This window comes from Salmonella sp. 2020_1395, assembly GCF_043848115.1.
GTDB lineage: Bacteria > Pseudomonadota > Gammaproteobacteria > Enterobacterales > Enterobacteriaceae > Salmonella > Salmonella enterica.
In genome coordinates this window covers 301,827-323,030 of sequence record NZ_JBCMFH010000001.1, presented here as the reverse complement: position 1 = coordinate 323,030, position 21,204 = coordinate 301,827, and the positions used below count along the sequence as shown (strand labels likewise).

Annotated in this window: 19 protein-coding genes and 2 pseudogenes; 17 read left to right on the top strand and 4 right to left on the bottom strand. The window is 53.7% G+C overall.

The genetic code is table 11. The features are described 5' to 3' along the window. The first annotated feature begins 23 nt into the window (after nucleotides 1–23). On the top strand, nucleotides 24–953 hold the full coding sequence (tus, locus tag ACH0WD_RS01720) for a DNA replication terminus site-binding protein (RefSeq protein WP_000092487.1): 930 nt from the start codon (nucleotides 24–26) through the stop codon (nucleotides 951–953). On the opposite strand, the gene fumC is transcribed toward tus, so the two are convergent. Then, on the bottom strand, nucleotides 950–2,353 hold the full coding sequence (gene fumC, locus ACH0WD_RS01715; RefSeq protein WP_000259121.1) for a class II fumarate hydratase: 1,404 nt from the start codon (nucleotides 2,351–2,353) through the stop codon (nucleotides 950–952). The genes tus and fumC overlap by 4 nt on opposite strands. 167 nt (nucleotides 2,354–2,520) lie before the next feature. Then, nucleotides 2,521–4,167, bottom strand: coding sequence for a class I fumarate hydratase (fumB, locus tag ACH0WD_RS01710; protein WP_000066597.1), 1,647 nt, complete (start codon nucleotides 4,165–4,167; stop codon nucleotides 2,521–2,523). 199 nt (nucleotides 4,168–4,366) lie between these two features. Here fumB and manA point away from each other — a divergent pair, with 199 nt between their 5' ends. Both manA and ACH0WD_RS01700 read left to right on the top strand, forming a co-directional pair. After that, nucleotides 4,367–5,542, top strand: coding sequence for a mannose-6-phosphate isomerase (gene manA / locus ACH0WD_RS01705; protein ID WP_001170625.1), 1,176 nt, complete (start codon nucleotides 4,367–4,369; stop codon nucleotides 5,540–5,542). 102 nt (nucleotides 5,543–5,644) lie between these two features. Then, nucleotides 5,645–7,153 carry a YdgA family protein gene (locus ACH0WD_RS01700; protein WP_000753334.1) on the top strand — a complete coding sequence of 503 codons (1,509 nt, stop codon included), beginning with the start codon at nucleotides 5,645–5,647 and terminating at the stop codon, nucleotides 7,151–7,153. Nucleotides 7,154–7,210: 57 nt separating this feature from the next. Here the strand turns inward: ACH0WD_RS01700 and malI are convergent. Then, nucleotides 7,211–7,813: pseudogene (gene malI / locus ACH0WD_RS01695) on the bottom strand (Mal regulon transcriptional regulator MalI); the annotation flags it as partial. Nucleotides 7,814–7,831: 18 nt separating this feature from the next. Here malI and ACH0WD_RS01690 point away from each other — a divergent pair. Together ACH0WD_RS01690 and add are read left to right on the top strand one after the other, a co-directional pair. Beyond that, nucleotides 7,832–8,206 (top strand): annotated as a pseudogene (locus ACH0WD_RS01690) (aminotransferase class I/II-fold pyridoxal phosphate-dependent enzyme); the annotation flags it as partial. Nucleotides 8,207–8,423: 217 nt separating this feature from the next. After that, nucleotides 8,424–9,425, top strand: coding sequence for an adenosine deaminase (add, locus tag ACH0WD_RS01685; RefSeq protein ID WP_000565565.1), 1,002 nt, complete (start codon nucleotides 8,424–8,426; stop codon nucleotides 9,423–9,425). Between the two features lie 74 nt (nucleotides 9,426–9,499). On the opposite strand, the gene ACH0WD_RS01680 is transcribed toward add, so the two are convergent. Then, nucleotides 9,500–10,540, bottom strand: a complete 1,041-nt coding sequence (locus tag ACH0WD_RS01680; RefSeq protein WP_000998242.1) for an oxidoreductase — start codon at nucleotides 10,538–10,540, stop codon at nucleotides 9,500–9,502. A gap of 207 nt (nucleotides 10,541–10,747) precedes the next feature. Between ACH0WD_RS01680 and blr the strand changes: the two genes are divergently transcribed. The 12 genes from blr to gstA all read left to right on the top strand — a co-directional run bounded on the left by blr (nucleotide 10,748) and on the right by gstA (nucleotide 21,180). Further along, nucleotides 10,748–10,873, top strand: coding sequence for a division septum protein Blr (gene blr / locus ACH0WD_RS01675; RefSeq protein ID WP_001708800.1), 126 nt, complete (start codon nucleotides 10,748–10,750; stop codon nucleotides 10,871–10,873). A 296-nt stretch (nucleotides 10,874–11,169) separates the two neighbouring features. Continuing rightward, nucleotides 11,170–11,385 carry a transcription modulator YdgT gene (ydgT, locus tag ACH0WD_RS01670; protein ID WP_000217946.1) on the top strand — a complete coding sequence of 72 codons (216 nt, stop codon included), beginning with the start codon at nucleotides 11,170–11,172 and terminating at the stop codon, nucleotides 11,383–11,385. A gap of 88 nt (nucleotides 11,386–11,473) precedes the next feature. Then, nucleotides 11,474–11,914 (top strand): DUF2569 domain-containing protein, encoded by a 441-nt coding sequence (locus ACH0WD_RS01665; RefSeq protein ID WP_000214061.1) that lies wholly within the window; start codon nucleotides 11,474–11,476, stop codon nucleotides 11,912–11,914. Nucleotides 11,915–11,990: 76 nt separating this feature from the next. Further along, a complete protein-coding gene (rsxA, locus tag ACH0WD_RS01660) occupies nucleotides 11,991–12,572 on the top strand; it encodes an electron transport complex subunit RsxA (protein ID WP_000133179.1) in 582 nt (193 codons plus the stop codon). Continuing rightward, entirely contained in the window at nucleotides 12,572–13,150 is a 579-nt protein-coding gene (gene rsxB, locus ACH0WD_RS01655) for an electron transport complex subunit RsxB (RefSeq protein ID WP_001092600.1), read from the top strand. Before rsxA ends, rsxB begins: the two co-directional genes overlap by 1 nt. Further along, nucleotides 13,143–15,350, top strand: a complete 2,208-nt coding sequence (gene rsxC, locus ACH0WD_RS01650) for an electron transport complex subunit RsxC (RefSeq protein WP_000915659.1) — start codon at nucleotides 13,143–13,145, stop codon at nucleotides 15,348–15,350. The genes rsxB and rsxC overlap by 8 nt, the downstream gene beginning before the upstream one ends. Beyond that, on the top strand, nucleotides 15,351–16,409 hold the full coding sequence (rsxD, locus tag ACH0WD_RS01645; protein ID WP_000231963.1) for an electron transport complex subunit RsxD: 1,059 nt from the start codon (nucleotides 15,351–15,353) through the stop codon (nucleotides 16,407–16,409). Nucleotides 16,410–16,412: 3 nt separating this feature from the next. Beyond that, complete coding sequence (gene rsxG, locus ACH0WD_RS01640; protein WP_000920822.1) at nucleotides 16,413–17,033, top strand: electron transport complex subunit RsxG; 621 nt, start codon at nucleotides 16,413–16,415, stop codon at nucleotides 17,031–17,033. A gap of 2 nt (nucleotides 17,034–17,035) precedes the next feature. Then, the gene (locus ACH0WD_RS01635) at nucleotides 17,036–17,728 is read left to right on the top strand and encodes an electron transport complex subunit E (RefSeq protein WP_001289628.1); all 693 of its coding nucleotides are present in this window, start codon (nucleotides 17,036–17,038) and stop codon (nucleotides 17,726–17,728) included. After that, nucleotides 17,728–18,363: an endonuclease III gene (gene nth / locus ACH0WD_RS01630; protein WP_001030318.1), complete on the top strand. Its 636-nt coding sequence runs from the start codon at nucleotides 17,728–17,730 to the stop codon at nucleotides 18,361–18,363. Before ACH0WD_RS01635 ends, nth begins: the two co-directional genes overlap by 1 nt. 601 nt (nucleotides 18,364–18,964) lie before the next feature. After that, on the top strand, nucleotides 18,965–20,470 hold the full coding sequence (gene dtpA / locus ACH0WD_RS01625) for a dipeptide/tripeptide permease DtpA (protein WP_000100911.1): 1,506 nt from the start codon (nucleotides 18,965–18,967) through the stop codon (nucleotides 20,468–20,470). Nucleotides 20,471–20,574: 104 nt separating this feature from the next. Beyond that, entirely contained in the window at nucleotides 20,575–21,180 is a 606-nt protein-coding gene (gene gstA / locus ACH0WD_RS01620) for a glutathione transferase GstA (protein WP_000765727.1), read from the top strand. The last annotated feature ends 24 nt before the right edge of the window (nucleotides 21,181–21,204 follow it).

The following is a 21,204-nucleotide window of genomic DNA, read 5'->3' as shown; positions in this document are numbered from 1 at the left end:
TTGTAACTAAAGTGAGTGATACCATGTCCCGCTACGATCTCGTTGAACGCCTGAATGGCACTTTTCGCCAGATAGAACAACACCTGGCGGCGCTGACGGATAATCTACAGCAGCATTCGCTACTTATCGCCCGTGTCTTTTCACTGCCGCAGGTGACCAAAGAGGCGGAACATGCGCCGCTGGATACTATCGAGGTAACGCAACATCTGGGGAAAGAGGCCGAAGCGCTGGCGCTACGTCACTATCGCCATTTGTTTATTCAACAGCAGTCCGAAAACCGCAGCAGTAAAGCCGCCGTCCGCCTGCCTGGCGTCTTATGCTATCAAGTGGATAATGCGATACAGTTAGATCTGGAAAATCAGATACAGCGCATTAACCAGTTGAAAACCACCTTCGAGCAGATGGTTACGGTAGAGTCCGGTCTTCCCTCAGCGGCACGTTTTGAGTGGGTGCATCGGCATCTCCCCGGCTTAATTACGCTGAACGCTTACCGCACGCTGACGCTTATCAATAACCCCGCCACCATACGTTTCGGCTGGGCAAATAAACATATTATTAAAAATTTAAGCCGGGATGAGGTTCTGAGCCAGTTGAAAAAAAGCCTCGCGTCGCCGCGCAGCGTCCCGCCGTGGACGCGCGAACAATGGCAATTCAAGCTGGAACGGGAATATCAGGATATCGCTGCCTTACCACAGCAGGCCCGACTCAAGATTAAGCGTCCGGTTAAAGTACAGCCGATCGCCCGCATCTGGTATAAAGGCCAGCAGAAACAGGTGCAACACGCCTGCCCCACGCCGATTATCGCGTTAATCAACACGGACAACGGCGCTGGCGTGCCGGATATTGGCGGGCTGGAAAACTATGACGCCGACAATATTCAGCACCGTTTTAAACCACAGGCGCAGCCGCTGCGACTGATTATTCCGCGACTGCACCTGTATGTGGCGGATTAACGTCCCGGCGTCATACTGCCAACCATCAACTCCGGACGTACCCAGGCGTCGAACTCCTCGTCGCTAAGGTATCCTAATGCCACGGCTGAGGCTTTGAGCGTCAGCCCTTCTTTATGCGCCTTCTTCGCAATCTCCGCCGCTTTATCGTAACCGATGTGCGTATTGAGCGCAGTGACCAGCATCAGCGACTCATTCAGCAACTGCGTAATACGCTCGCGGTTTGGCTCGATTCCTGACGCACAGTGTTTATTAAAACTCTCCATGCCATCGGCCAGCAGGCGCACCGTTTGCAGAAAATTATGAATAACCATCGGACGATAGACGTTGAGCTCAAAGTTGCCCGATGCGCCCCCCATATTGATGGCCACATCGTTACCCATTACCTGGCAACATAGCATCGTTACCGCTTCACACTGGGTCGGGTTCACTTTACCAGGCATAATGGAACTGCCTGGCTCATTCTCCGGGATAGCAATCTCGCCAATGCCGCAGCGCGGGCCGGACGCCAGCCAGCGAACATCGTTGGCGATTTTCATCAGCGAGGCCGCCAGTCCTTTTAATGCGCCATGCGCCTGTACCAACGCGTCACAGGTCGCCAGCGCTTCGAATTTATTCGGGGCGGTAACAAACGGCGCCGCGGTAATCGTCGCCAGTTCCTCGGCCACGCGCCGGGCATATTCCGGGTGGGTATTAAGCCCTGTCCCTACTGCGGTTCCGCCGAGCGCCAGTTCCGCGACGTGCGGTAAACTGTGCTCAATGTGTCTGAGGTTATGTTCCAGCATGGCTACCCAACCGGAAATCTCCTGGCCTAAGGTGAGCGGCGTCGCGTCCTGCAGGTGAGTACGGCCAATTTTGACAATATCGGCGAAAGCGTGGGATTTATCGCGAAGCGTATCCGTTAATGCGGATAATTGCGGGATGAGGTGTTCGCGTAACGCCAGTAACGCCGCCACGTGCATGGCGGTTGGGAACACATCGTTTGAGCTTTGACTCTTATTGACGTCATCATTGGGATGCACCTTGCGTTCCATACCGCGAACGCCGCCCAAAATCTCACTGGCGCGGTTCGCTAACACCTCATTCATATTCATGTTGCTTTGCGTACCGGACCCGGTCTGCCAAATCGCCAGCGGAAACTCATCAGCATGTTTTCCCGCCAGCACTTCATCAGCCGCCTGGATAATCGCGCTGGCTTTTTCCGCCGCCAACAACCCTAAGTCCTGGTTGACCTTCGCAGCAGCGCGCTTGGTCAACGCCAGAGCGTGAATGAGCGAGACAGGCATTTTCTCCGTGGAAATCCGAAAATGCTCCAGCGAACGTTGAGTCTGCGCTCCCCACAGTTTATCTGCCGGGACTTCAATCGCGCCCATTGAATCTTTCTCGCGGCGTACCGTTACCATTACCTGCTCCTTACTCAAGTTGATGAGATCATGTGTCGACATTGCTCACATGTTTGCGGTCTTATGAGTATTAACGATAACAACACAACGGTGTAGACCGGATAAGGCGCTTGCGCCGTTCTCCGGCAAAATAGCGAATCATGTTACCGCCCCGCAGGGCGGCGACATTACTTAACGCAGCGCGCGCACTGCGATGACTGAATCTGCTGGAAGAAATCGTTACCTTTATCATCCACCAGAATGAAGGCCGGAAAATCCTCCACTTCAATTTTCCAGATAGCCTCCATACCCAGTTCAGGATATTCCACGCACTCCAGGCGCTTGATACTACCCTGCGCCAGAACGGCTGCCGGGCCGCCGATACTGCCCAGGTAGAAGCCGCCATGTTTCTTACAGGCATCGGTCACCTGCTGGCTGCGGTTGCCTTTCGCCAGCATGATCATACTGCCGCCCTGCGACTGGAGCTGATCAACATAAGAGTCCATCCGTCCTGCGGTAGTCGGCCCAAGCGACCCGGAGGCGTACCCTTCCGGCGTTTTTGCCGGCCCCGCATAATAGATAGGATGATCTTTGATGTACTGCGGCAAACCTTCGCCTCTGTCCATCCGTTCTTTCAGTTTAGCGTGCGCGATGTCGCGGCCCACAATAATCGTGCCGTTCAGCGACAGGCGCGTTGATACCGGATACTGCGACAGTTGTTGCAGTATCTCGCTCATGGGACGGTTAAGATCAACGCGCACCGCCTCGCCCTCTCCCGCCTGGCGCAACGCCTCAGGAATATATTTACCGGGATTGCGCTCCAGCTTCTCGATCCAGATCCCGTCCCGGTTGATCTTCGCTTTAATGTTTCGATCCGCGGAGCAGGACACGCCCATACCTACCGGACACGATGCCCCGTGGCGCGGCAATCGGATGACACGAATATCGTGAGCGAAATATTTGCCGCCGAACTGCGCGCCTAAGCCAAGATTTTGCGCCTCAAACAACAATTCTTTTTCCAGCTCAATATCGCGGAAGGCCTGCCCGTGTTCATTGCCTTCGGTCGGTAGCGCATCATAGTATTTTGCCGAGGCCAGCTTAACGGTCTTCAGGTTCGCTTCCGCCGAGGTGCCGCCAATGACAAACGCGATGTGATACGGCGGACAAGCGGCGGTGCCCAGCGTACGCATCTTATCAACGAGATAATTTTTGAGCTTACCCGGCGTCAGAAGCGCTTTTGTCTCCTGATAGAGGTAGGTTTTATTCGCCGATCCGCCGCCTTTAGCGATACAGAGGAATTTATATTCATCGCCATCGACGCTGTAGAGATCGATCTGCGCCGGCAGATTAGTACCGGTATTGACCTCTTTGTACATATCCAGCGCCGCGTTTTGCGAATAGCGCAGGTTATCTTCGATATAGGTGTTATATACGCCGCGAGCCAGCGCCGCTTCATCACCTCCGCCAGTCCAGACGCGTTGGCCTTTTTTGCCGACAATAATGGCCGTACCGGTATCCTGGCAGGTGGGCAACACGCCCTTGGCCGCAATATCGGAGTTTCGCAGGAATTGCAGCGCGACATATTTGTCGTTTTCACTGGCCTGCGGATCGCGCAGAATATCCGCCACCTGCTGCTGATGCGCGGGACGTAACATAAAAGACGCATCGTGGAAGGCCTGACGCGCCAACAGCGTTAGCGCTTCCGGCGCGACTTTCAGGATCTCTTGTCCTTCAAATTCGGCGACGGAAACATGTTCGCTGGTCAACAAGTAGTACTCGGTATCGTCCTTTTTGAGGGGAAAAGGGTCTTGATAAAAGAAGGGTTTGTTTGACATTGTGCTCTCACTTACCGCTCGGTATGGTTATTCTCTGGGCAGGTGTTCCATTGCCCGACTCAAAGCGAGTAACACTATCCTACACAATTTTTTAACAAAAACTGAGACAAGTACGACTTTTTACGCCCGGAGGTTACTTCATGCGGGTTTCTTGGTTTAATACCTCCCATTGATCTCCACATTGAAACAGGGCTTGATAATGCAAAAACTCATTAACTCAGTGCAAAACTATGCCTGGGGAAGTAAAACTGCGTTAACGGAACTTTATGGCATCGCCAATCCGCAGCAGCAGCCAATGGCTGAACTCTGGATGGGCGCGCATCCCAAAAGCAGCTCGCGAATCACCACCGCCAACGGCGAAACCGTCTCCCTGCGTGACGCCATCGAAAAGAATAAAACCGCCATGCTGGGCGAAGCGGTAGCCAACCGTTTCGGCGAACTGCCGTTTCTGTTTAAAGTACTGTGCGCCGCGCAGCCGCTCTCTATTCAAGTGCACCCGAATAAGCGCAATTCCGAAATCGGTTTCGCGAAAGAAAATGCGGCGGGTATCCCCATGGATGCCGCAGAGCGGAACTATAAAGATCCTAACCATAAACCAGAGCTGGTTTTTGCCCTGACGCCTTTCCTGGCGATGAACGCGTTCCGCGAATTTTCTGACATTGTCTCTTTACTGCAACCTGTCGCCGGCGCGCATTCCGCTATCGCCCACTTTTTGCAGGCGCCGAATGCTGAACGTCTGAGCCAGCTTTTCGCCAGCCTGTTGAATATGCAAGGCGAAGAAAAATCCCGCGCGTTAGCCGTACTCAAAGCGGCGCTTAACAGCCAGCAAGGCGAACCGTGGCAAACGATCCGCGTGATTTCAGAGTATTATCCTGACGACAGCGGGCTTTTCTCTCCTTTGTTGCTGAATGTGGTCAAACTGAATCCCGGCGAGGCGATGTTCCTGTTTGCCGAAACGCCTCATGCTTATCTGCAGGGCGTTGCGCTGGAAGTCATGGCGAACTCCGATAACGTTCTGCGCGCTGGCCTTACGCCAAAATATATCGACATCCCTGAGCTGGTCGCGAACGTGAAGTTCGAACCTAAACCTGCCAGCGAGTTGCTGACTGCCCCGGTGAAAAGCGGCGCGGAGCTGGACTTCCCAATTCCGGTTGACGATTTTGCTTTTTCACTGCACGACCTGGCGCTTCAGGAGACGAGCATCGGCCAACACAGCGCCGCGATTCTGTTCTGCGTTGAGGGTGAGGCGGTGTTACGTAAAGATGAACAGCGTCTGGTACTGAAGCCGGGTGAATCGGCCTTTATCGGCGCGGATGAGTCTCCGGTTAACGCCAGCGGCACGGGCCGTTTAGCGCGTGTTTATAACAAGCTGTAGCAACGTACTGAATTTTTTAACAACTCTTGCTAAGCTTATAACAGACGTAAAACTCCTCCAGGCGGTTTAATCCGCCTGGTTTCATTTTTATGGACAATTGATATGAAAAAAACACTGGTAGCTGCAGGTGTAGTAATTGCACTTGGCATCGTCTGGACAGGCGGCGCCTGGTATACGGGGAAAAAGCTGGAGAACCATCTTGCAGAAATGGTGACTCAGGCCAATGAACAGCTCAAGCGTACTGCGCCGGAGGCCGGTGTCGAATTAAGTTATCAAAACTACCAGCGTGGCGTGTTCAGTAGCCATCTGCAACTGGTTGTCAAACCGGTTGCCGGCGCAGACACTACCTGGTTGAAGCCCGGGCAAAGCATTGTGCTGGACGAGTCCGTTTCACATGGCCCCTTCCCGCTCGCCCAGCTCAAAACGCTCAATCTGATCCCTTCTATGGCGTCGGTAAAAACCACCCTGGTGAATAACGATGCGGCAAAACCCCTCTTTGATATCGCGAAAGGCGACACGCCCTTTGTTATCAATACCCGCATTGGTTATGGCGGCGATACCCGCTCCGATATCTCTCTCAAGCCGTTAAACTACGAGAATGCCGGTGAAAAGGTCGCCTTTAGCGGCGGCGAGTTCCAGCTTAACGCCGATAAAGACGGTAATGTGGTTTCGCTGTCAGGCGAAGCGCAGAGCGGCCTGGTCGATGCCGTTAACGAATATAATCAGAAGGTCCAACTCACCTTTAATAATTTGAAAACCGACGGTACCAGTAAACTGGCAAGCTTTGGCGAACGTGTGGGCGACCAAAAGTTAACGCTGGATAAACTGTCCATCGCCATTGAGGGTAAAGAGATGGCGGTGCTGGAAGGGATGGAAATTGCCGGCAAGTCCGATCTCGTCAACGACGGAAAAACCATTAACAGCCAGTTGGATTACTCGCTTAACAGCCTGAAAGTGCAGAATCAGGATTTGGGCAGCGGTAAATTAACGCTGAAAGTCGGTCAAATCGACGGCGAAGCCTGGCACCAGTTTAGTCAGCAATATCATGCGCAAACGCAGGCGCTGCTGAATCAGCCGGACGTAGCGCAGAATCCTGAGCTTTATCAGCAAAAAGTCACCGAAGCGTTCTTTAGCGCTCTCCCCGTGCTGTTAAAAGGCGATCCGGTACTGACTCTGGCGCCGCTTAGCTGGAAAAACGCCAAAGGGGAAACCACGCTGAATCTGTCGCTGTTCCTCAAAGATCCGGCAACCACAACGGCACAACCACAAACGCTGGCGCAGGAAGTCGACCGCTCCGTGAAATCGCTGGATGCGAAACTGGCAATTCCGATGGACATGGCGGTCGAGTTTATGACGCAGATAGCAAAACTGGAAGGCTATCAGCAGGATGATGCGGAAAAACTGGCAAAACAGCAGGTGCAGGGGCTGTCCGCAATGGGTCAGATGTTCCGACTGACAACGCTGAAGGATAATACTATCGCCTCCAGTTTGCAGTACGCCAATGGCCAGATCACGCTCAACGGACAAAAAATGCCGTTGGAAGACTTTGTCGGCCTGTTTGGAATGCCGGCGCTTTCCGTACCGGACGTTCCGGCGCTGCCTCAACAATAATCGCCTTGCCGGGTGTCGCGACGCTGCACCCGGTCTGCGCCGAACGACGCGCAGCCTCTACTTTTGCGTTACCAGGCGAGCGGCTATCGTTTGACTCCGCACATGGTGCTCGTCGTGAGCAATACGCTGCAATATTCGTTCGGCCAGGGTATAGCCTATTTCTCGCGCCGGCGTACTGGCCCAGATAATCGGCAGGTCGTCGAGGGCGTTCTCCGCCACATCAGCAAACGCCGCCAGCGACACCTGCTGCTCGAAATAACGATCGACACCGCTCTCGCCACTCTGTCGTCCGGCTCTCAGCAGGCCAAACCACGCCCCCATCGCAATGGTTTCGTTGTAACAAACGACAGCGCTAATGGTCGGATTGTATCGCAACAGCGCGGTAATGCTTTCTGCTGCCTGTTTCTGACTGGAAGCGCATTCCACGACCCACTCGCTGTGAAACGGTAGACCGTATTTTAACAACGTCGCGCAATAGCCGCCCACGCGCTCCGCGCGGGTTAAAGATGCGCTTTGTCCTCCCAGCCAGGCGATGCGCTGATGGCCCTGACGAATAAGGTACTCCGTCAGGAGTTGCGCCGCCTGCATGTTGTCAGGCCGAACGGTATCCGCATCATCAAGATAGCTGGCGCGTGACGCAAACACCACCGGAATTCCTTGTGCGTCGGCCTGCGCTCTTCTTCGCCAGCGGTGCTCTCGCTCACGGCGCATATTGCCGCGTATCAGCACGGCGCGCCGTGGCTGGATGCGTTACGCGCCTCGCTGGCGGCTAATATGCGCTATATTGAGCAGGCGCTGAATGGCGCCTTTCCGACGTTGAACTGGCAAGCGCCGCCATCGACCTATCTGGCCTGGATTGATCTCCGTCCACTCGGCATTGACGATCAAAAATTACAGCACACGCTCATTCATCAGGAGAAAGTCGCCATTATGCCCGGCGATACCTATGGCGCAGAAGGCCGGGGATTTGTGCGTCTGAATGCCGGATGCCCTCGCCTGAAACTTGAAAAAGGCGTCAACGGATTGATTAACGCTATCCGCACCGTTCGCTGATACTGTCTACAGGCGGGGGGTTGACCCTTTATCCTGAGAGGCGATAACAGAGACGCCCCCCGTGAGCTGACCGGGGGCGCGTTAAAGAGAATGATACAAAATTTCTTCCGCGCTCTCGCGAAGTTGCAACGTAATGACTCCGTTTTTGCAAAATTTCCAGAGCATTATCAATCTGTAGTATAATGGTGCGCACTTTTATTAAAAATTGAGTGCGCCCATGATTGATATTACGCTTCCTTTGACTGACATCCACCGCCACCTTGATGGCAACATTCGCGCCCAAACAATTCTGGATCTTGGTCGGCAGTTCAACATCGCCCTTCCCGCCCAAACGCTGGAAACGCTGATTCCGCATGTCCAGGTCACCTCAACCGAACCCGATTTAGTGAGCTTTCTCACGAAGCTCGATTGGGGGGTAAAAGTCCTGGCATCGCTTGACGCCTGCCGCCGTGTGGCCTTTGAAAATATTGAAGATGCCGCACGTAACGGCCTGCATTACGTCGAGCTTCGCTTTTCGCCCGGCTATATGGCGATGGCGCATCAGTTACCGATCGCAGGCGTGGTTGAAGCCGTTATCGACGGTGTACGCGACGGCTGTAACACGTTTGGCGTCGAGGCACGACTCATTGGCATTATGAGCCGTACCTTCGGCGAGGCGGCATGTTTACAGGAGCTTGATGCGCTGCTGGCGCACAGAGAGAAAATCACCGCGCTGGATTTAGCCGGTGATGAGCTGGGCTTTCCCGGCAGTCTGTTTTTGTCGCACTTTAATCGGGCGCGCGATGCGGGCTGGCATATTACCGTTCACGCTGGCGAAGCCGCAGGGCCGGAAAGTATCTGGCAGGCGATTCGCGAACTGGGGGCCGAACGTATCGGACATGGCGTAAAAGCTGTCGAAGATCGCGCGTTAATGGATTTTCTTGCACAGCAGCGTATCGGTATTGAATCCTGTCTGACCTCGAATATTCAGACCAGTACCGTCGCATCGCTGGCAGATCATCCGCTCAAAACCTTCCTTGAGCATGGCGTTCTCGCCAGTCTTAATACGGACGATCCGGCTGTTCAGGGCGTAGATATTATCCATGAATATCACGTCGCCGCGCCAGCGGCAGGATTGAGCCGCGAACAGATTCGCCAGGCGCAGATTAACGGTCTGGAAATCGCCTTTCTGAGCGATGGCGAAAAACGTGCGCTGCGCGAAAAAGTGGCCGCGGCGTAAAATTGCTTTATTGATGCTAACGCCCTCTCTCCGCCTGCGGTTTAATGCTATCCCAGGCGGAGAAATGCGACATCTCAGGCAAGACACAGCGTCGCGCGATGTTTTGCCGATTCCATGCCCAGTTCAATCAACTCCATAATTTGAATCGCCTGGCTTGCCGGCACGGGATTTTCACCGTTACCGTTTAACGCATCGCGGATAGCGGCATAATATGCCGGATAGTTACCCGGCAACGTAAGCCAGTTCTCTTCTTTGCGCGTCTCTCCCTCAACCAGGGTCAATACGCCGTCACGCATGTCATATCCCCAGTCTTCCTGCGGTAAACGCTCGCCGTTTTTTAACCGTTCTTCCTGGGGATCGAGGCCATATTTTACATAGCTACCGCGCGAACCATGAACGATGTATCGCGCGGATTCCGCCGCGGCCAGCATCGTACCGTGCAAAATCACGCGGCGCTGGGGGTAGGATAAAATCGCGTGGAAATAATCTGTAGACTGCGCGCCCGGACGCAGTTGCGCTAAATCCACCGTCATGCTGACCGGCAGGCCAAAAAGTTGAATGGCCTGATCCAACAAGTGCGGCGCCAGATCGTACCAGATACCACTTCCCGGCCCGCCTTGTTCGCGCCAGCGGTCGCGCACCTGGGGACGGAAGCGATCAAAGTGGGATTCAAACAAGGACACCTCGCCGAGCACGCCATCCGCCAGCAAGGCCTTCAGCGTCAAAAAATCGCTGTCCCAGCGTCGGTTGTGGAAGACGGAAAGTACCCGGCCAGTGCTCCGCGCAAGCGCATCCAACTCTCGCGCCTGTGACAGTGTCACGGTAAAGGGTTTATCAACCACCACATGCTTACCGGCTTCCAGCGCAGCTTTCGCCAGCGGGAAATGGGTATCGTTGGGCGTCGGGATCACGATCAGGTCGATATGCGGATCGTTAAATAAATGTCGGGGCTCAGAGACCACGGAAACCGCCGGCCAATCTGCTTTCACTTTTGTTTCATCGCTGCTGGATACCGCCGCAAGCTCTAGCCCTGGCGTTCCCATAATTAAGGGCGCATGAAAGGTTTTACTGGCGTAGCCATAACCGATTAACCCAACGCGGATTTTGTCATTCATCTCACTGCCTCCGGTTTTAGATATCGCTATTCCACACCATCGTGCGATTAGCCGCAATAGCGTCCTGACCATCAACGTAGCATCAAATGATTAACTTGTTACAGAACAGAGGCTGAAATCGTTTCCCTCCCTCTTGCCGACCGTTCGCCAGGAAAGTAACATTTACCCCCTGTGTTTATGGATAAATCAAAGCAAATGTCGTCAATAATGAATCGTCTTATTGAATTAACTGGGTGGATAGTTCTCGTTATCTCAGTCATTCTTTTAGGTATTGCCAACCATATTGACAATTACCAACCACCAGAGCCCACGGCTTCCGTTCAGAAGAAGTAAGCGTCAGATAATGTAAAGGCATTTTCGCGTGGTACGGTAAGCGGCGCCCCGGGGGTGCAAAGAAAAGTCAAAAACCGGCAAAAAAAACGAAATATGTCCTATCTGGTCTGACGTTTATTGCCTGTTGTAGGAAAGCGCGTTAACCTTTCGCCCCAGGCGCCATGTGGCGCCTGACTCTTTACCGGTAAGAATATTCCCTTTTTACCTGCACCCCTGACCTCTCACTGGTGCGGTTTTGTTTATTTTTTATCAGTGACTACTCCGTTGGCATTATATTTAATATGGATCAACTTTATATGACTGTTCAGGATTATCTATTAAAATTCCGCAAAATTAGTTCGCTCGAAAGTCTGGAAAAACTGTTCGACCACCTTAACTATACCCTTACTGATGACATGGACATTGTTAATATGTATCGCGCTGCAGATCACCGCCGTGCCGAACTGGTTTCCGGAGGACGCCTGTTTGATGTAGGTCAGGTTCCGCAATCCGTCTGGCGCTATGTGCAATAAAGAAAGTAGCGTTTAACATCAAAAACCTTATAATATTTGCCCCAAAATGAGCGGCATGACCGTTAACGCGCGTAACCCCGGAGAAGATATGACTACAACACCGCCACAACGAATTGGAGGCTGGCTTCTTGGCCCGTTAGCCTGGCTGTTAGTCGCGTTGTTGAGCGCCTCGCTGGCGTTATTACTCTACGTTATGGCGCTTGCCACACCGCAAACGTTCAAGACGCTTAGCGGACAGGAAACCGGTAATTTACTGCTATGGGGCATTTCATTTATTACCGCTATCGCCATGTGGTACTATACCCTGTGGTTGACGATCGCATTCTTCAAGCGCAGACGCTGCGTGCCGAAGCATTACATTATCTGGCTGCTGGTGTCGGTGTTACTGGCGGTTAAAGCATTTGCCTTTTCGCCCGTCTCAGATGCCTTTGCCGTGCGTCAGTTACTCTTCCCACTGTTGGCGACGGCGCTCATTGTGCCTTATCTCAAACGTTCAGCGCGCGTCAAAACAACGTTTGTTAATCCGTAATAACCCTACAGTTAACCTGTTGTCGCCTGTGGTAGTTTGACAGATAATAGGCGGCTTTTTTATTTCAGGCCGAAACATGACTGATTACCTGCTGCTCTTTGTCGGAACTGTACTGGTCAATAACTTTGTACTGGTCAAATTCCTGGGCCTTTGTCCCTTTATGGGCGTATCCAAAAAACTGGAAACCGCCATGGGGATGGGCCTCGCGACGACCTTTGTCATGACGCTGGCGTCGATATGCGCCTGGCTTATCGACACCTGGATACTTATTCCGCTGGATCTGATTTATCTGCGGACGCTGGCCTTTATCCTCGTCATTGCTGTGGTCGTGCAATTTACCGAAATGGTTGTGCGGAAAACCAGCCCGGCGTTATACCGCTTGTTAGGCATCTTCTTACCACTGATTACCACTAACTGTGCGGTTCTGGGCGTAGCGTTACTGAATATTAATCTCGGTCATCACTTTCTTCAGTCGGCGCTGTACGGATTTTCCGCCGCCGTCGGTTTTTCATTAGTGATGGTTCTGTTTGCCGCCATCCGCGAACGCCTTGCCGTGGCGGATGTGCCCGCCCCTTTTCGTGGTAACGCGATAGCATTGATTACCGCAGGGTTAATGTCTTTGGCCTTTATGGGCTTTAGTGGTTTGGTGAAGTTGTAATGAATACTATCTGGATTGCCGTTGGCGCCCTGACCCTTCTGGGCCTGGTGTTCGGCGCCATTCTGGGTTATGCCTCCCGCCGATTCGCGGTTGAAGATGATCCGGTTGTTGAAAAAATCGATGCGATTTTGCCGCAGAGCCAGTGTGGTCAGTGCGGCTATCCCGGCTGTCGCCCCTACGCCGAAGCCGTGGGCCTCCAGGGCGAGAAAATCAATCGTTGCGCGCCCGGCGGCGAAGCCGTCATGCTGAAAATGGCAGAGTTGCTAAACGTAGAGCCGCAACCATGCGATGGTGAAGAACAGCAGGCTGCGCCAGTACGTATGCTGGCAGTTATTGATGAAAATAACTGCATTGGCTGCACAAAATGCATTCAGGCCTGCCCGGTTGACGCCATCGTTGGCGCAACGCGCGCCATGCACACGGTCATGAGCGATCTCTGTACTGGCTGTAATCTGTGCGTCGATCCGTGTCCGACGCACTGCATCGAATTACGTCCGGTGAATGAGACGCCCGACAGTTGGAAATGGGATTTGAACACCATTCCCGTTCGCATCATTCCCGTGGAACAACATGCTTAAACTATTTTCCGCTTTCAGAAAAGATAAAATCTGGGATTTCGACGGTGGTATTCATCCGCCCGAAATGAAGACCCAGTCAAACGGCACGCCGCTGCGCCAGGTGCCTTTAGCGCCGCGCTTTGTTATCCCTTTAAAACAGCACATTGGCGCTGAGGGCGAGCTGTGCGTTAGCGTCGGCGATCGCGTGCTACGCGGCCAGGCGCTGACCCGTGGACGTGGGAGAATGCTGCCGGTACACGCGCCCACCTCCGGGACGGTTATCGCTATTGCCCCCCACTCGACGGCACATCCTTCGGCGCTGGCGGAGTTAAGCGTCATCATTGATGCCGACGGCGAGGACCGCTGGATTGAACGCGAGGGCTGGTCTGATTACCGCGCCCACAGCCGTGAAGCGCTCATTGAACGCATTCATCAGTATGGCGTTGCCGGGCTTGGCGGCGCAGGGTTTCCCACCGGCGTTAAATTGCAGGGCGGCGGCGATAAAATCACCACGCTTATTATCAATGCCGCAGAGTGCGAACCTTACATTACGGCGGACGATCGTTTGATGCAGGACTGCGCCGCGCAGATTGTGGAAGGTATTCGCATCCTGGCGCATATTCTGCAACCGCGTGAGGTATTAATCGGCATTGAAGATAACAAACCGCAGGCTATTTCCATGCTGCGCGCCGTACTGGCTGACGCCCACGATATTTCGTTACGTGTGATCCCAACCAAATACCCTTCCGGCGGCGCAAAACAGCTCACCCAAATACTGACGGGAAAACAGGTTCCCCACGGCGGGCGATCCTCTGATATTGGCGTGCTGATGCAAAACGTCGGTACGGCTTATGCCGTTAAACGCGCCGTGGTTGACGGCGAACCGATCACAGAACGCGTCGTCACCTTAACGGGTGAAGCGGTAAGCCGTCCGGGTAACGTCTGGGCGCGGCTCGGCACTCCCGTTCGTCATTTGCTTAACGATGCCGGGTTCTGCCCTTCTGCTGACCAGATGGTCATCATGGGCGGCCCGTTGATGGGATTCACCCTTCCCTGGCTTGACGTACCGGTCGTAAAAATCACCAACTGCCTGCTGGCGCCATCCGTGACTGAAATGGGAGCGCCTCAGGAAGAGAAAAGCTGTATTCGTTGCAGCGCTTGCGCTGACGCCTGCCCTGCCGACCTTTTACCGCAGCAGCTTTATTGGTTCAGCAAAGGGCAGCAGCATGACAAGGCTACCGCTCACCATATTGCTGATTGTATAGAATGCGGCGCCTGCGCCTGGGTCTGCCCGAGTAATATTCCGCTCGTCCAATATTTCCGTCAGGAAAAAGCGGAGATTAATGCGATCAGGCTTGAAGAAAAACGCGCCGCCGAAGCCAAAGCACGTTTTGAGGCTCGTCAGGCAAGACTGGAGCGCGAAAAAGCCGCCCGCCTTGCACGTCATAAGAGCGCAGCGGTACAACCAGCGGCAAAAGATCAGGATGCCATTGCCGCTGCGCTGGCGCGGGTAAAAGAGAAACAGGCGCAGGCCACGCAACCGGTGGTTATTCAGGCGGGTAGTCTGCCAGACAATAGCGCCGTCATCGCGGCCCGTGAAGCGCGTAAAGCGCAAGCGCGCGCTAAACAAGCCGCTCATCCGGTGGCTGACAGCGCGATATCCGGCGGCGACCCGCGTAAAGCCGCAGTGGAGGCGGCTATCGCTCGCGCCAAAGCCCGCAAACAGGAGCAGCAGGCCGGAAGCGAACCTGCCGAACCGGTCGATCCGCGCAAAGCCGCGGTGGAGGCGGCCATCGCCCGCGCCAAAGCCCGCAAACAGGAGCAGCAGGCCGGAAGCGAACCTGCCGAAGCGGTCGACCCGCGCAAAGCCGCGGTGGAGGCGGCCATCGCCCGCGCCAAAGCCCGCAAGCAGGAGCAGCAGGCCGGAGGCGAACCTGCCGAAGCGGTCGACCCGCGCAAAGCCGCGGTGGAAGCGGCTATCGCCCGCGCCAAAGCCCGCAAGCAGGAGCAGCAGACCGGAAGCGAACCTGCCGAACCGGTAGACCCGCGCAAAGCCGCGGTGGAAGCGGCTATCGCCCGCGCCAAAGCCCGTAAGCAGGAGCAGCAGACCGGAAGCGAACCTGCCGAACCGGCCGACCCGCGTAAAGCCGCGGTTGCTGCGGCTATCGCCCGCGTTCAGGCAAAAAAAGCAGCACAGCAGCAGGTTGTTAACGAGGACTAAATGGTATTCAGAATCGCAAGCTCGCCTTATACCCATAACCAGCGCCAGACATCGCGAATCATGTTGCTGGTAGTAATCGCCGCTCTGCCGGGGATTGCCGCGCAGACGTGGTTTTTTGGTTGGGGAACGCTTTTCCAGATCGTTCTGGCAGCCATCACAGCGCTCGTCGCGGAAGCCATTGTCCTCAGGCTGCGCAAACAATCGGTCGCCAGTCACCTGCAGGATTATTCCGCGTTGTTGACGGGGCTTTTGCTGGCGGTCAGCATCCCTCCGCTCGCGCCCTGGTGGATGGTCGTACTGGGAACCGGATTCGCCATTATTATCGCTAAACAGTTATATGGCGGGCTGGGACAAAACCCCTTTAATCCGGCCATGATCGGCTACGTGGTGCTATTAATTTCCTTTCCGGTGCAAATGACAAGCTGGTTGCCGCCTTATGAAATAGCCGCAACAACGCCCGATATGCTGGACACGTTGCGGATGATTTTTACCGGGCATACCGCCAGCGGCGGCGATATGACGCTGCTACGTATCGGTATTGACGGTATCAGCCAGGCGACGCCGCTGGATACGTTTAAAACGTCCTTGCGCGCCGGGCACTCCGTTGAGCAAATCATGCAGTACCCGATATACAGCGGCGCGCTGGCTGGCGTGGGCTGGCAGTGGGTTAACCTCGCCTGGCTTGTCGGCGGCGTATTCCTGCTGTGGCAAAAAGCCATCCGCTGGCATATCCCGGTCAGTTTTCTGCTGACGCTGGCGCTATGCGCCGCGTTAGGTTGGCTTTTCTCGCCCGCTACGCTGGCCTCGCCGCAGCTTCATCTGCTGTCAGGCGCCACCATGCTGGGCGCATTTTTTATCTTGACGGATCCGGTTACCGCCTCCACGACCAACCGTGGACGTTTAATTTTCGGCGCGCTGGCTGGGGTATTAGTGTGGCTGATTCGTAGCTTCGGCGGCTATCCGGACGGCGTTGCTTTTGCTGTCCTGTTGGCGAATATCACGGTTCCTCTGATCGACTACTACACGCGCCCCCGCGTCTATGGACATCGCAAAGGATAAACCATGCTGAAAACGATTCGTAAACACGGTATTACGCTGGCGCTTTTTGCCGCAGGTTCTACGGGATTGACCGCGGTGATTAATCAGATGACAAAATCAACCATCCACGAACAAGCGCTGCAACAACAGCATGCCCTGTTCGATCAGGTATTGCCGCCAGATCGTTACAATAATAATCTGCAAGAGAGCTGTTATCTGGTCGATGCGCCCGCCCTCGGCAAAGGCACACACCGTGTTTTTATCGCTCGCAAGGATGATAAACCCGTAGCGGCCATCATTGAGGCCACCGCCCCAGATGGCTATTCCGGCGCTATCCAGCTTATTGTTGGCGCAGATTTCAACGGTACCGTCCTGGGGACGCGTGTGACGGAACATCATGAGACGCCAGGGTTAGGTGATAAAATTGAGCGCCGTTTGTCTGACTGGATTACCCACTTTAGCGGTAAAACCATCAGCGGTGAAAATGATACGCACTGGGCGGTGAAAAAAGATGGCGGTGATTTTGATCAATTTACCGGGGCGACAATAACGCCGCGTGCCGTAGTGAATGCGGTTAAACGCGCCGGGCTGTACGCCGAATCACTGCCCGCTCAGCTCCCCCATTTAACCGCCTGTGGAGAATAACCATGAGCGAAATAAAAGACATTGTTGTTCAGGGGTTATGGAAAAATAACTCTGCTCTGGTGCAGCTACTTGGCCTGTGCCCTTTACTGGCGGTGACGTCTACGGCAACCAACGCTCTGGGGCTGGGTCTGGCCACAACGCTGGTATTAACGCTGACCAACCTTACGGTGTCCGCACTACGTCGCTGGACGCCGGCAGAAATCCGTATCCCGATTTACGTTATGATCATTGCTTCGGTGGTAAGCGCAGTACAGATGCTGATCAATGCGTATGCGTTCGGTTTGTATCAGTCTTTAGGGATTTTTATTCCGCTGATTGTAACGAACTGCATTGTTGTCGGTCGCGCCGAAGCGTTTGCCGCGAAAAAAGGACCGTGGCTTTCCGCGTTGGACGGTTTTTCCATCGGCATGGGCGCGACAGGCGCGATGTTCGTGCTGGGTTCGCTGCGCGAGATCCTCGGGAATGGTACGCTTTTCGATGGCGCGGATAGCCTGCTGGGAGGCTGGGCAAAAGTATTACGGGTCGAGATATTTCACACCGACTCGCCTTTCCTGCTGGCGATGCTGCCGCCAGGCGCGTTTATCGGCCTGGGACTCATGCTGGCGGTAAAATATCTTATTGATGAAAAAATGAAGAAACGCCGCGCCGAAACCGCGCCTTCCGCAGTTCCGGCAGGTGAAACAGGGAAAGTCTGATGAACAAAGCAAAAAGGCTGGAAATTCTGACGCGCCTGCGCGACAACAATCCGCACCCCACAACGGAACTCAATTTCACGTCGCCGTTTGAGTTGCTGATTGCCGTGTTGCTTTCCGCGCAGGCAACCGACGTCAGCGTGAACAAGGCTACCGCCAAACTTTACCCGGTCGCCAATACGCCAGCCGCGATGCTGGAACTGGGCGTAGAAGGCGTGAAATCCTATATCAAAACCATCGGTTTATTTAACAGTAAAGCGGAAAACGTGATTAAGACCTGCCGTATTTTACTGGACAAGCATAATGGCGAAGTGCCGGAGGATCGGGCGGCGCTGGAAGCGCTTCCCGGCGTGGGGCGTAAAACCGCTAACGTAGTACTAAATACCGCCTTCGGCTGGCCGACCATCGCCGTTGATACGCATATATTTCGTGTATGCAACCGAACACAGTTCGCGCCGGGTAAAAATGTCGAGCAGGTAGAAGAGAAGTTGCTGAAAGTGGTGCCGAATGAGTTCAAAGTGGACTGCCATCACTGGTTAATTTTGCATGGCCGCTATACCTGTATCGCCCGAAAACCCCGCTGCGGCTCCTGCCTCATTGAAGATCTTTGCGAATACAAAGAAAAAGTCGATATTTGATATGGTCGGAGTGCGTCCGTCACGCCAGCGCGCTCCCACCTTCGGCCTGGATCTATTTTAGCCATCAATCATTCCAGTCTTTGTCCTTTTTCTGATGTAATGTGCTTTCGTTTTCACTCCACGTCAGGTTAATCATTTTTTTAATCGCAAAAAATTCTATCTATCCGTGATCAGGATCACTTTGATAACTTCATGTGAAATTTAATGACATCTAAGGTTACATTTACAACCGGATAGACTGACGCCCCGTTTTCACTACAAAACATTACTCTGCCATTTTTTCAGATAATGGCCTATATCACTGCTTTTCACCTTAAATAGCAGAAGATATCGCCTTTCACCCAAACTAATGGCCTTTTTGCAGTGTAAAAATCTGCCATTCTTCAAATGAAGAAATTTAACGCTGGATAACATTTCTGACATCGGACGATTCAACCAGAAGAGTTATATGTAACAGATTATTACAAAGCTCTTGTCTGGAGAGGAAAGATAGTGAACATTACCTGCCGTTTCCCCTCCAATATAACAATCGGACGGATGAGTCTGACTCATCACGCGCCAGACAATCCCTGTTAATACGGGGCGTAAAAAAGAGGTAAAAGTGTCTACTGCAAACAAAAAACCAACTGAAAGCGTCAGTTTGAACGCTTTCAAACAACCGAAGGCGTTCTATCTCATCTTCTCAATAGAGTTATGGGAGCGTTTTGGTTATTACGGCCTGCAAGGCATTATGGCCGTCTACCTGGTAAAACAACTGGGTATGTCAGAAGCGGATTCCATCACCCTTTTCTCTTCCTTCAGTGCGCTGGTGTACGGCCTGGTCGCCATTGGCGGTTGGTTAGGTGATAAAATTCTGGGCACCAAACGCGTTATTATGCTGGGTGCCGTGGTGCTGGCTATCGGTTATGCGCTGGTCGCATGGTCTGGTCATGACGCTGGCATCGTCTATATGGGCATGGCGGCTATCGCTGTGGGTAACGGTCTGTTTAAAGCTAACCCGTCTTCCCTGCTGTCTACCTGTTACGCGAAGGACGATCCGCGTCTCGACGGCGCATTTACGATGTATTATATGTCCGTCAACATCGGCTCCTTCTTCTCTATGCTGGCGACGCCGTGGCTGGCGGCGCGTTATGGCTGGAGCACCGCGTTTGCGCTTAGCGTCGTCGGTATGCTGATAACCGTCGTTAACTTTGCTTTCTGCCAGCGCTGGGTGAAAAGCTACGGTTCCAAACCCGACTTTGAACCGATCAACTTCCGTAATCTGCTGCTGACAATCGTCGGTATTGTCGTTCTGATTGCGGTCGCCACCTGGCTGCTGCACAACCAGGATATCGCGCGTATGGTGCTGGGCGTAATCGCTCTTGGCATCGTCATTATCTTCGGTAAAGAAGCGTTTTCCATGCACGGCGCGGCTCGCCGTAAAATGATCGTCGCCTTTATTTTGATGCTGCAGGCGATTATCTTCTTCGTACTGTACAGCCAGATGCCGACGTCGCTGAACTTCTTTGCCATTCGTAACGTCGAGCACTCTATTCTCGGTATCGCGTTCGAACCGGAACAGTATCAGGCGCTGAACCCATTCTGGATCATTATCGGCAGCCCGATTCTGGCCGCTATCTATAACAGGATGGGCGATACGCTGCCGATGCCGATGAAATTCGCCATTGGTATGGTGCTGTGTTCCGGCGCGTTCCTGATTCTGCCGCTGGGCGCCAAATTTGCGAACGATGCCGGCATCGTATCCGTAAACTGGCTGATCGCAAGCTACGGCCTGCAAAGTATCGGTGAGCTGATGATCTCCGGTCTGGGACTGGCAATGGTCGCACAGTTGGTTCCGCAGCGTCTGATGGGTTTCATCATGGGTAGCTGGTTCCTGACAACGGCAGGCGCTAACATCATCGGCGGTTATGTCGCCAACCTGATGGCTGTGCCGAGCGACGTGACTGACCCACTGATGTCCCTGGAAGTCTATGGTCGCGTATTTATGCAGATTGGCATAGCAACCGCCGTTATCGCCGTCCTGATGCTGCTGACAGCGCCTAAGCTGAACCGTATGACCCAGGACGATGATACCGCTGAAAAAGGCTCTAAAGCCGCTACAGTTTAATTTTCCGGGAAACAACATTCAGGCCGCTAACTGTGCGTTAGCGGCTTTTTTTTTGCTCGTCCCCGCACTACCATACTTTAAACCTCAGCAAAAAGGAGTTACCGATGAAACTGTTCTACAAACCGGGTGCCTGCTCTCTTGCTTCCCATATTACCCTGCGCGAAATTGGCAAAGACTTTACGCTTGATGGCGTCGATCTCGCAAAAAAACGCCTGGAAAACGGTGATGATTACCTGGCAGTCAACCCTAAAGGACAGGTTCCGGCTCTGCTGCTGGATGACGGCACACTGTTGACTGAAGGCGTCGCCATTATGCAGTACCTCGCCGACAGCGTTCCCGACCGCCAGCTTCTGGCGCCGGTAAGTAGTCTTGCTCGCTATCATACGCTGGAATGGCTCAACTATATTGCAACGGAACTGCATAAAGGCTTTACCCCGCTGTTCCGCCCTGACACGCCGGAAACACTCAAACCCGCCGTTCGCGCCGGTCTGGAAAAGAAATTGCAGTATGTGGATGAGTCGCTTTCAGACGACCAGTGGATTTGCGGCCAGCGTTTTACCATCGCAGACGCTTATCTGTTTACCGTATTGCGTTGGGCCTATGGCGTAAAACTGAATATGGACGGGTTGACGCATATTGAAAGTTATATGCAGCGTGTCGCAAAAAGACCGACCGTTGCGGCAGCGCTTAAAGCGGAAGGACTGAATTAATGTCATGTTGCCGGATAGCTCGCT

What these genes read in the sequence shown, in the direction of transcription:
- tus (WP_000092487.1), top strand. Translation starts at nt 24, where the DNA reads ATGTCCCGCTACGATCTCGTTGAACGCCTGAATGGCACTTTTCGCCAG.
- fumC (WP_000259121.1), bottom strand. Translation starts at nt 2,353, where the DNA reads ATGGTAACGGTACGCCGCGAGAAAGATTCAATGGGCGCGATTGAAGTC.
- fumB (WP_000066597.1), bottom strand. Translation starts at nt 4,167, where the DNA reads ATGTCAAACAAACCCTTCTTTTATCAAGACCCTTTTCCCCTCAAAAAG.
- manA (WP_001170625.1), top strand. Translation starts at nt 4,367, where the DNA reads ATGCAAAAACTCATTAACTCAGTGCAAAACTATGCCTGGGGAAGTAAA.
- ACH0WD_RS01700 (WP_000753334.1), top strand. Translation starts at nt 5,645, where the DNA reads ATGAAAAAAACACTGGTAGCTGCAGGTGTAGTAATTGCACTTGGCATC.
- add (WP_000565565.1), top strand. Translation starts at nt 8,424, where the DNA reads ATGATTGATATTACGCTTCCTTTGACTGACATCCACCGCCACCTTGAT.
- ACH0WD_RS01680 (WP_000998242.1), bottom strand. Translation starts at nt 10,540, where the DNA reads ATGAATGACAAAATCCGCGTTGGGTTAATCGGTTATGGCTACGCCAGT.
- blr (WP_001708800.1), top strand. Translation starts at nt 10,748, where the DNA reads ATGAATCGTCTTATTGAATTAACTGGGTGGATAGTTCTCGTTATCTCA.
- ydgT (WP_000217946.1), top strand. Translation starts at nt 11,170, where the DNA reads ATGACTGTTCAGGATTATCTATTAAAATTCCGCAAAATTAGTTCGCTC.
- ACH0WD_RS01665 (WP_000214061.1), top strand. Translation starts at nt 11,474, where the DNA reads ATGACTACAACACCGCCACAACGAATTGGAGGCTGGCTTCTTGGCCCG.
- rsxA (WP_000133179.1), top strand. Translation starts at nt 11,991, where the DNA reads ATGACTGATTACCTGCTGCTCTTTGTCGGAACTGTACTGGTCAATAAC.
- rsxB (WP_001092600.1), top strand. Translation starts at nt 12,572, where the DNA reads ATGAATACTATCTGGATTGCCGTTGGCGCCCTGACCCTTCTGGGCCTG.
- rsxC (WP_000915659.1), top strand. Translation starts at nt 13,143, where the DNA reads ATGCTTAAACTATTTTCCGCTTTCAGAAAAGATAAAATCTGGGATTTC.
- rsxD (WP_000231963.1), top strand. Translation starts at nt 15,351, where the DNA reads ATGGTATTCAGAATCGCAAGCTCGCCTTATACCCATAACCAGCGCCAG.
- rsxG (WP_000920822.1), top strand. Translation starts at nt 16,413, where the DNA reads ATGCTGAAAACGATTCGTAAACACGGTATTACGCTGGCGCTTTTTGCC.
- ACH0WD_RS01635 (WP_001289628.1), top strand. Translation starts at nt 17,036, where the DNA reads ATGAGCGAAATAAAAGACATTGTTGTTCAGGGGTTATGGAAAAATAAC.
- nth (WP_001030318.1), top strand. Translation starts at nt 17,728, where the DNA reads ATGAACAAAGCAAAAAGGCTGGAAATTCTGACGCGCCTGCGCGACAAC.
- gstA (WP_000765727.1), top strand. Translation starts at nt 20,575, where the DNA reads ATGAAACTGTTCTACAAACCGGGTGCCTGCTCTCTTGCTTCCCATATT.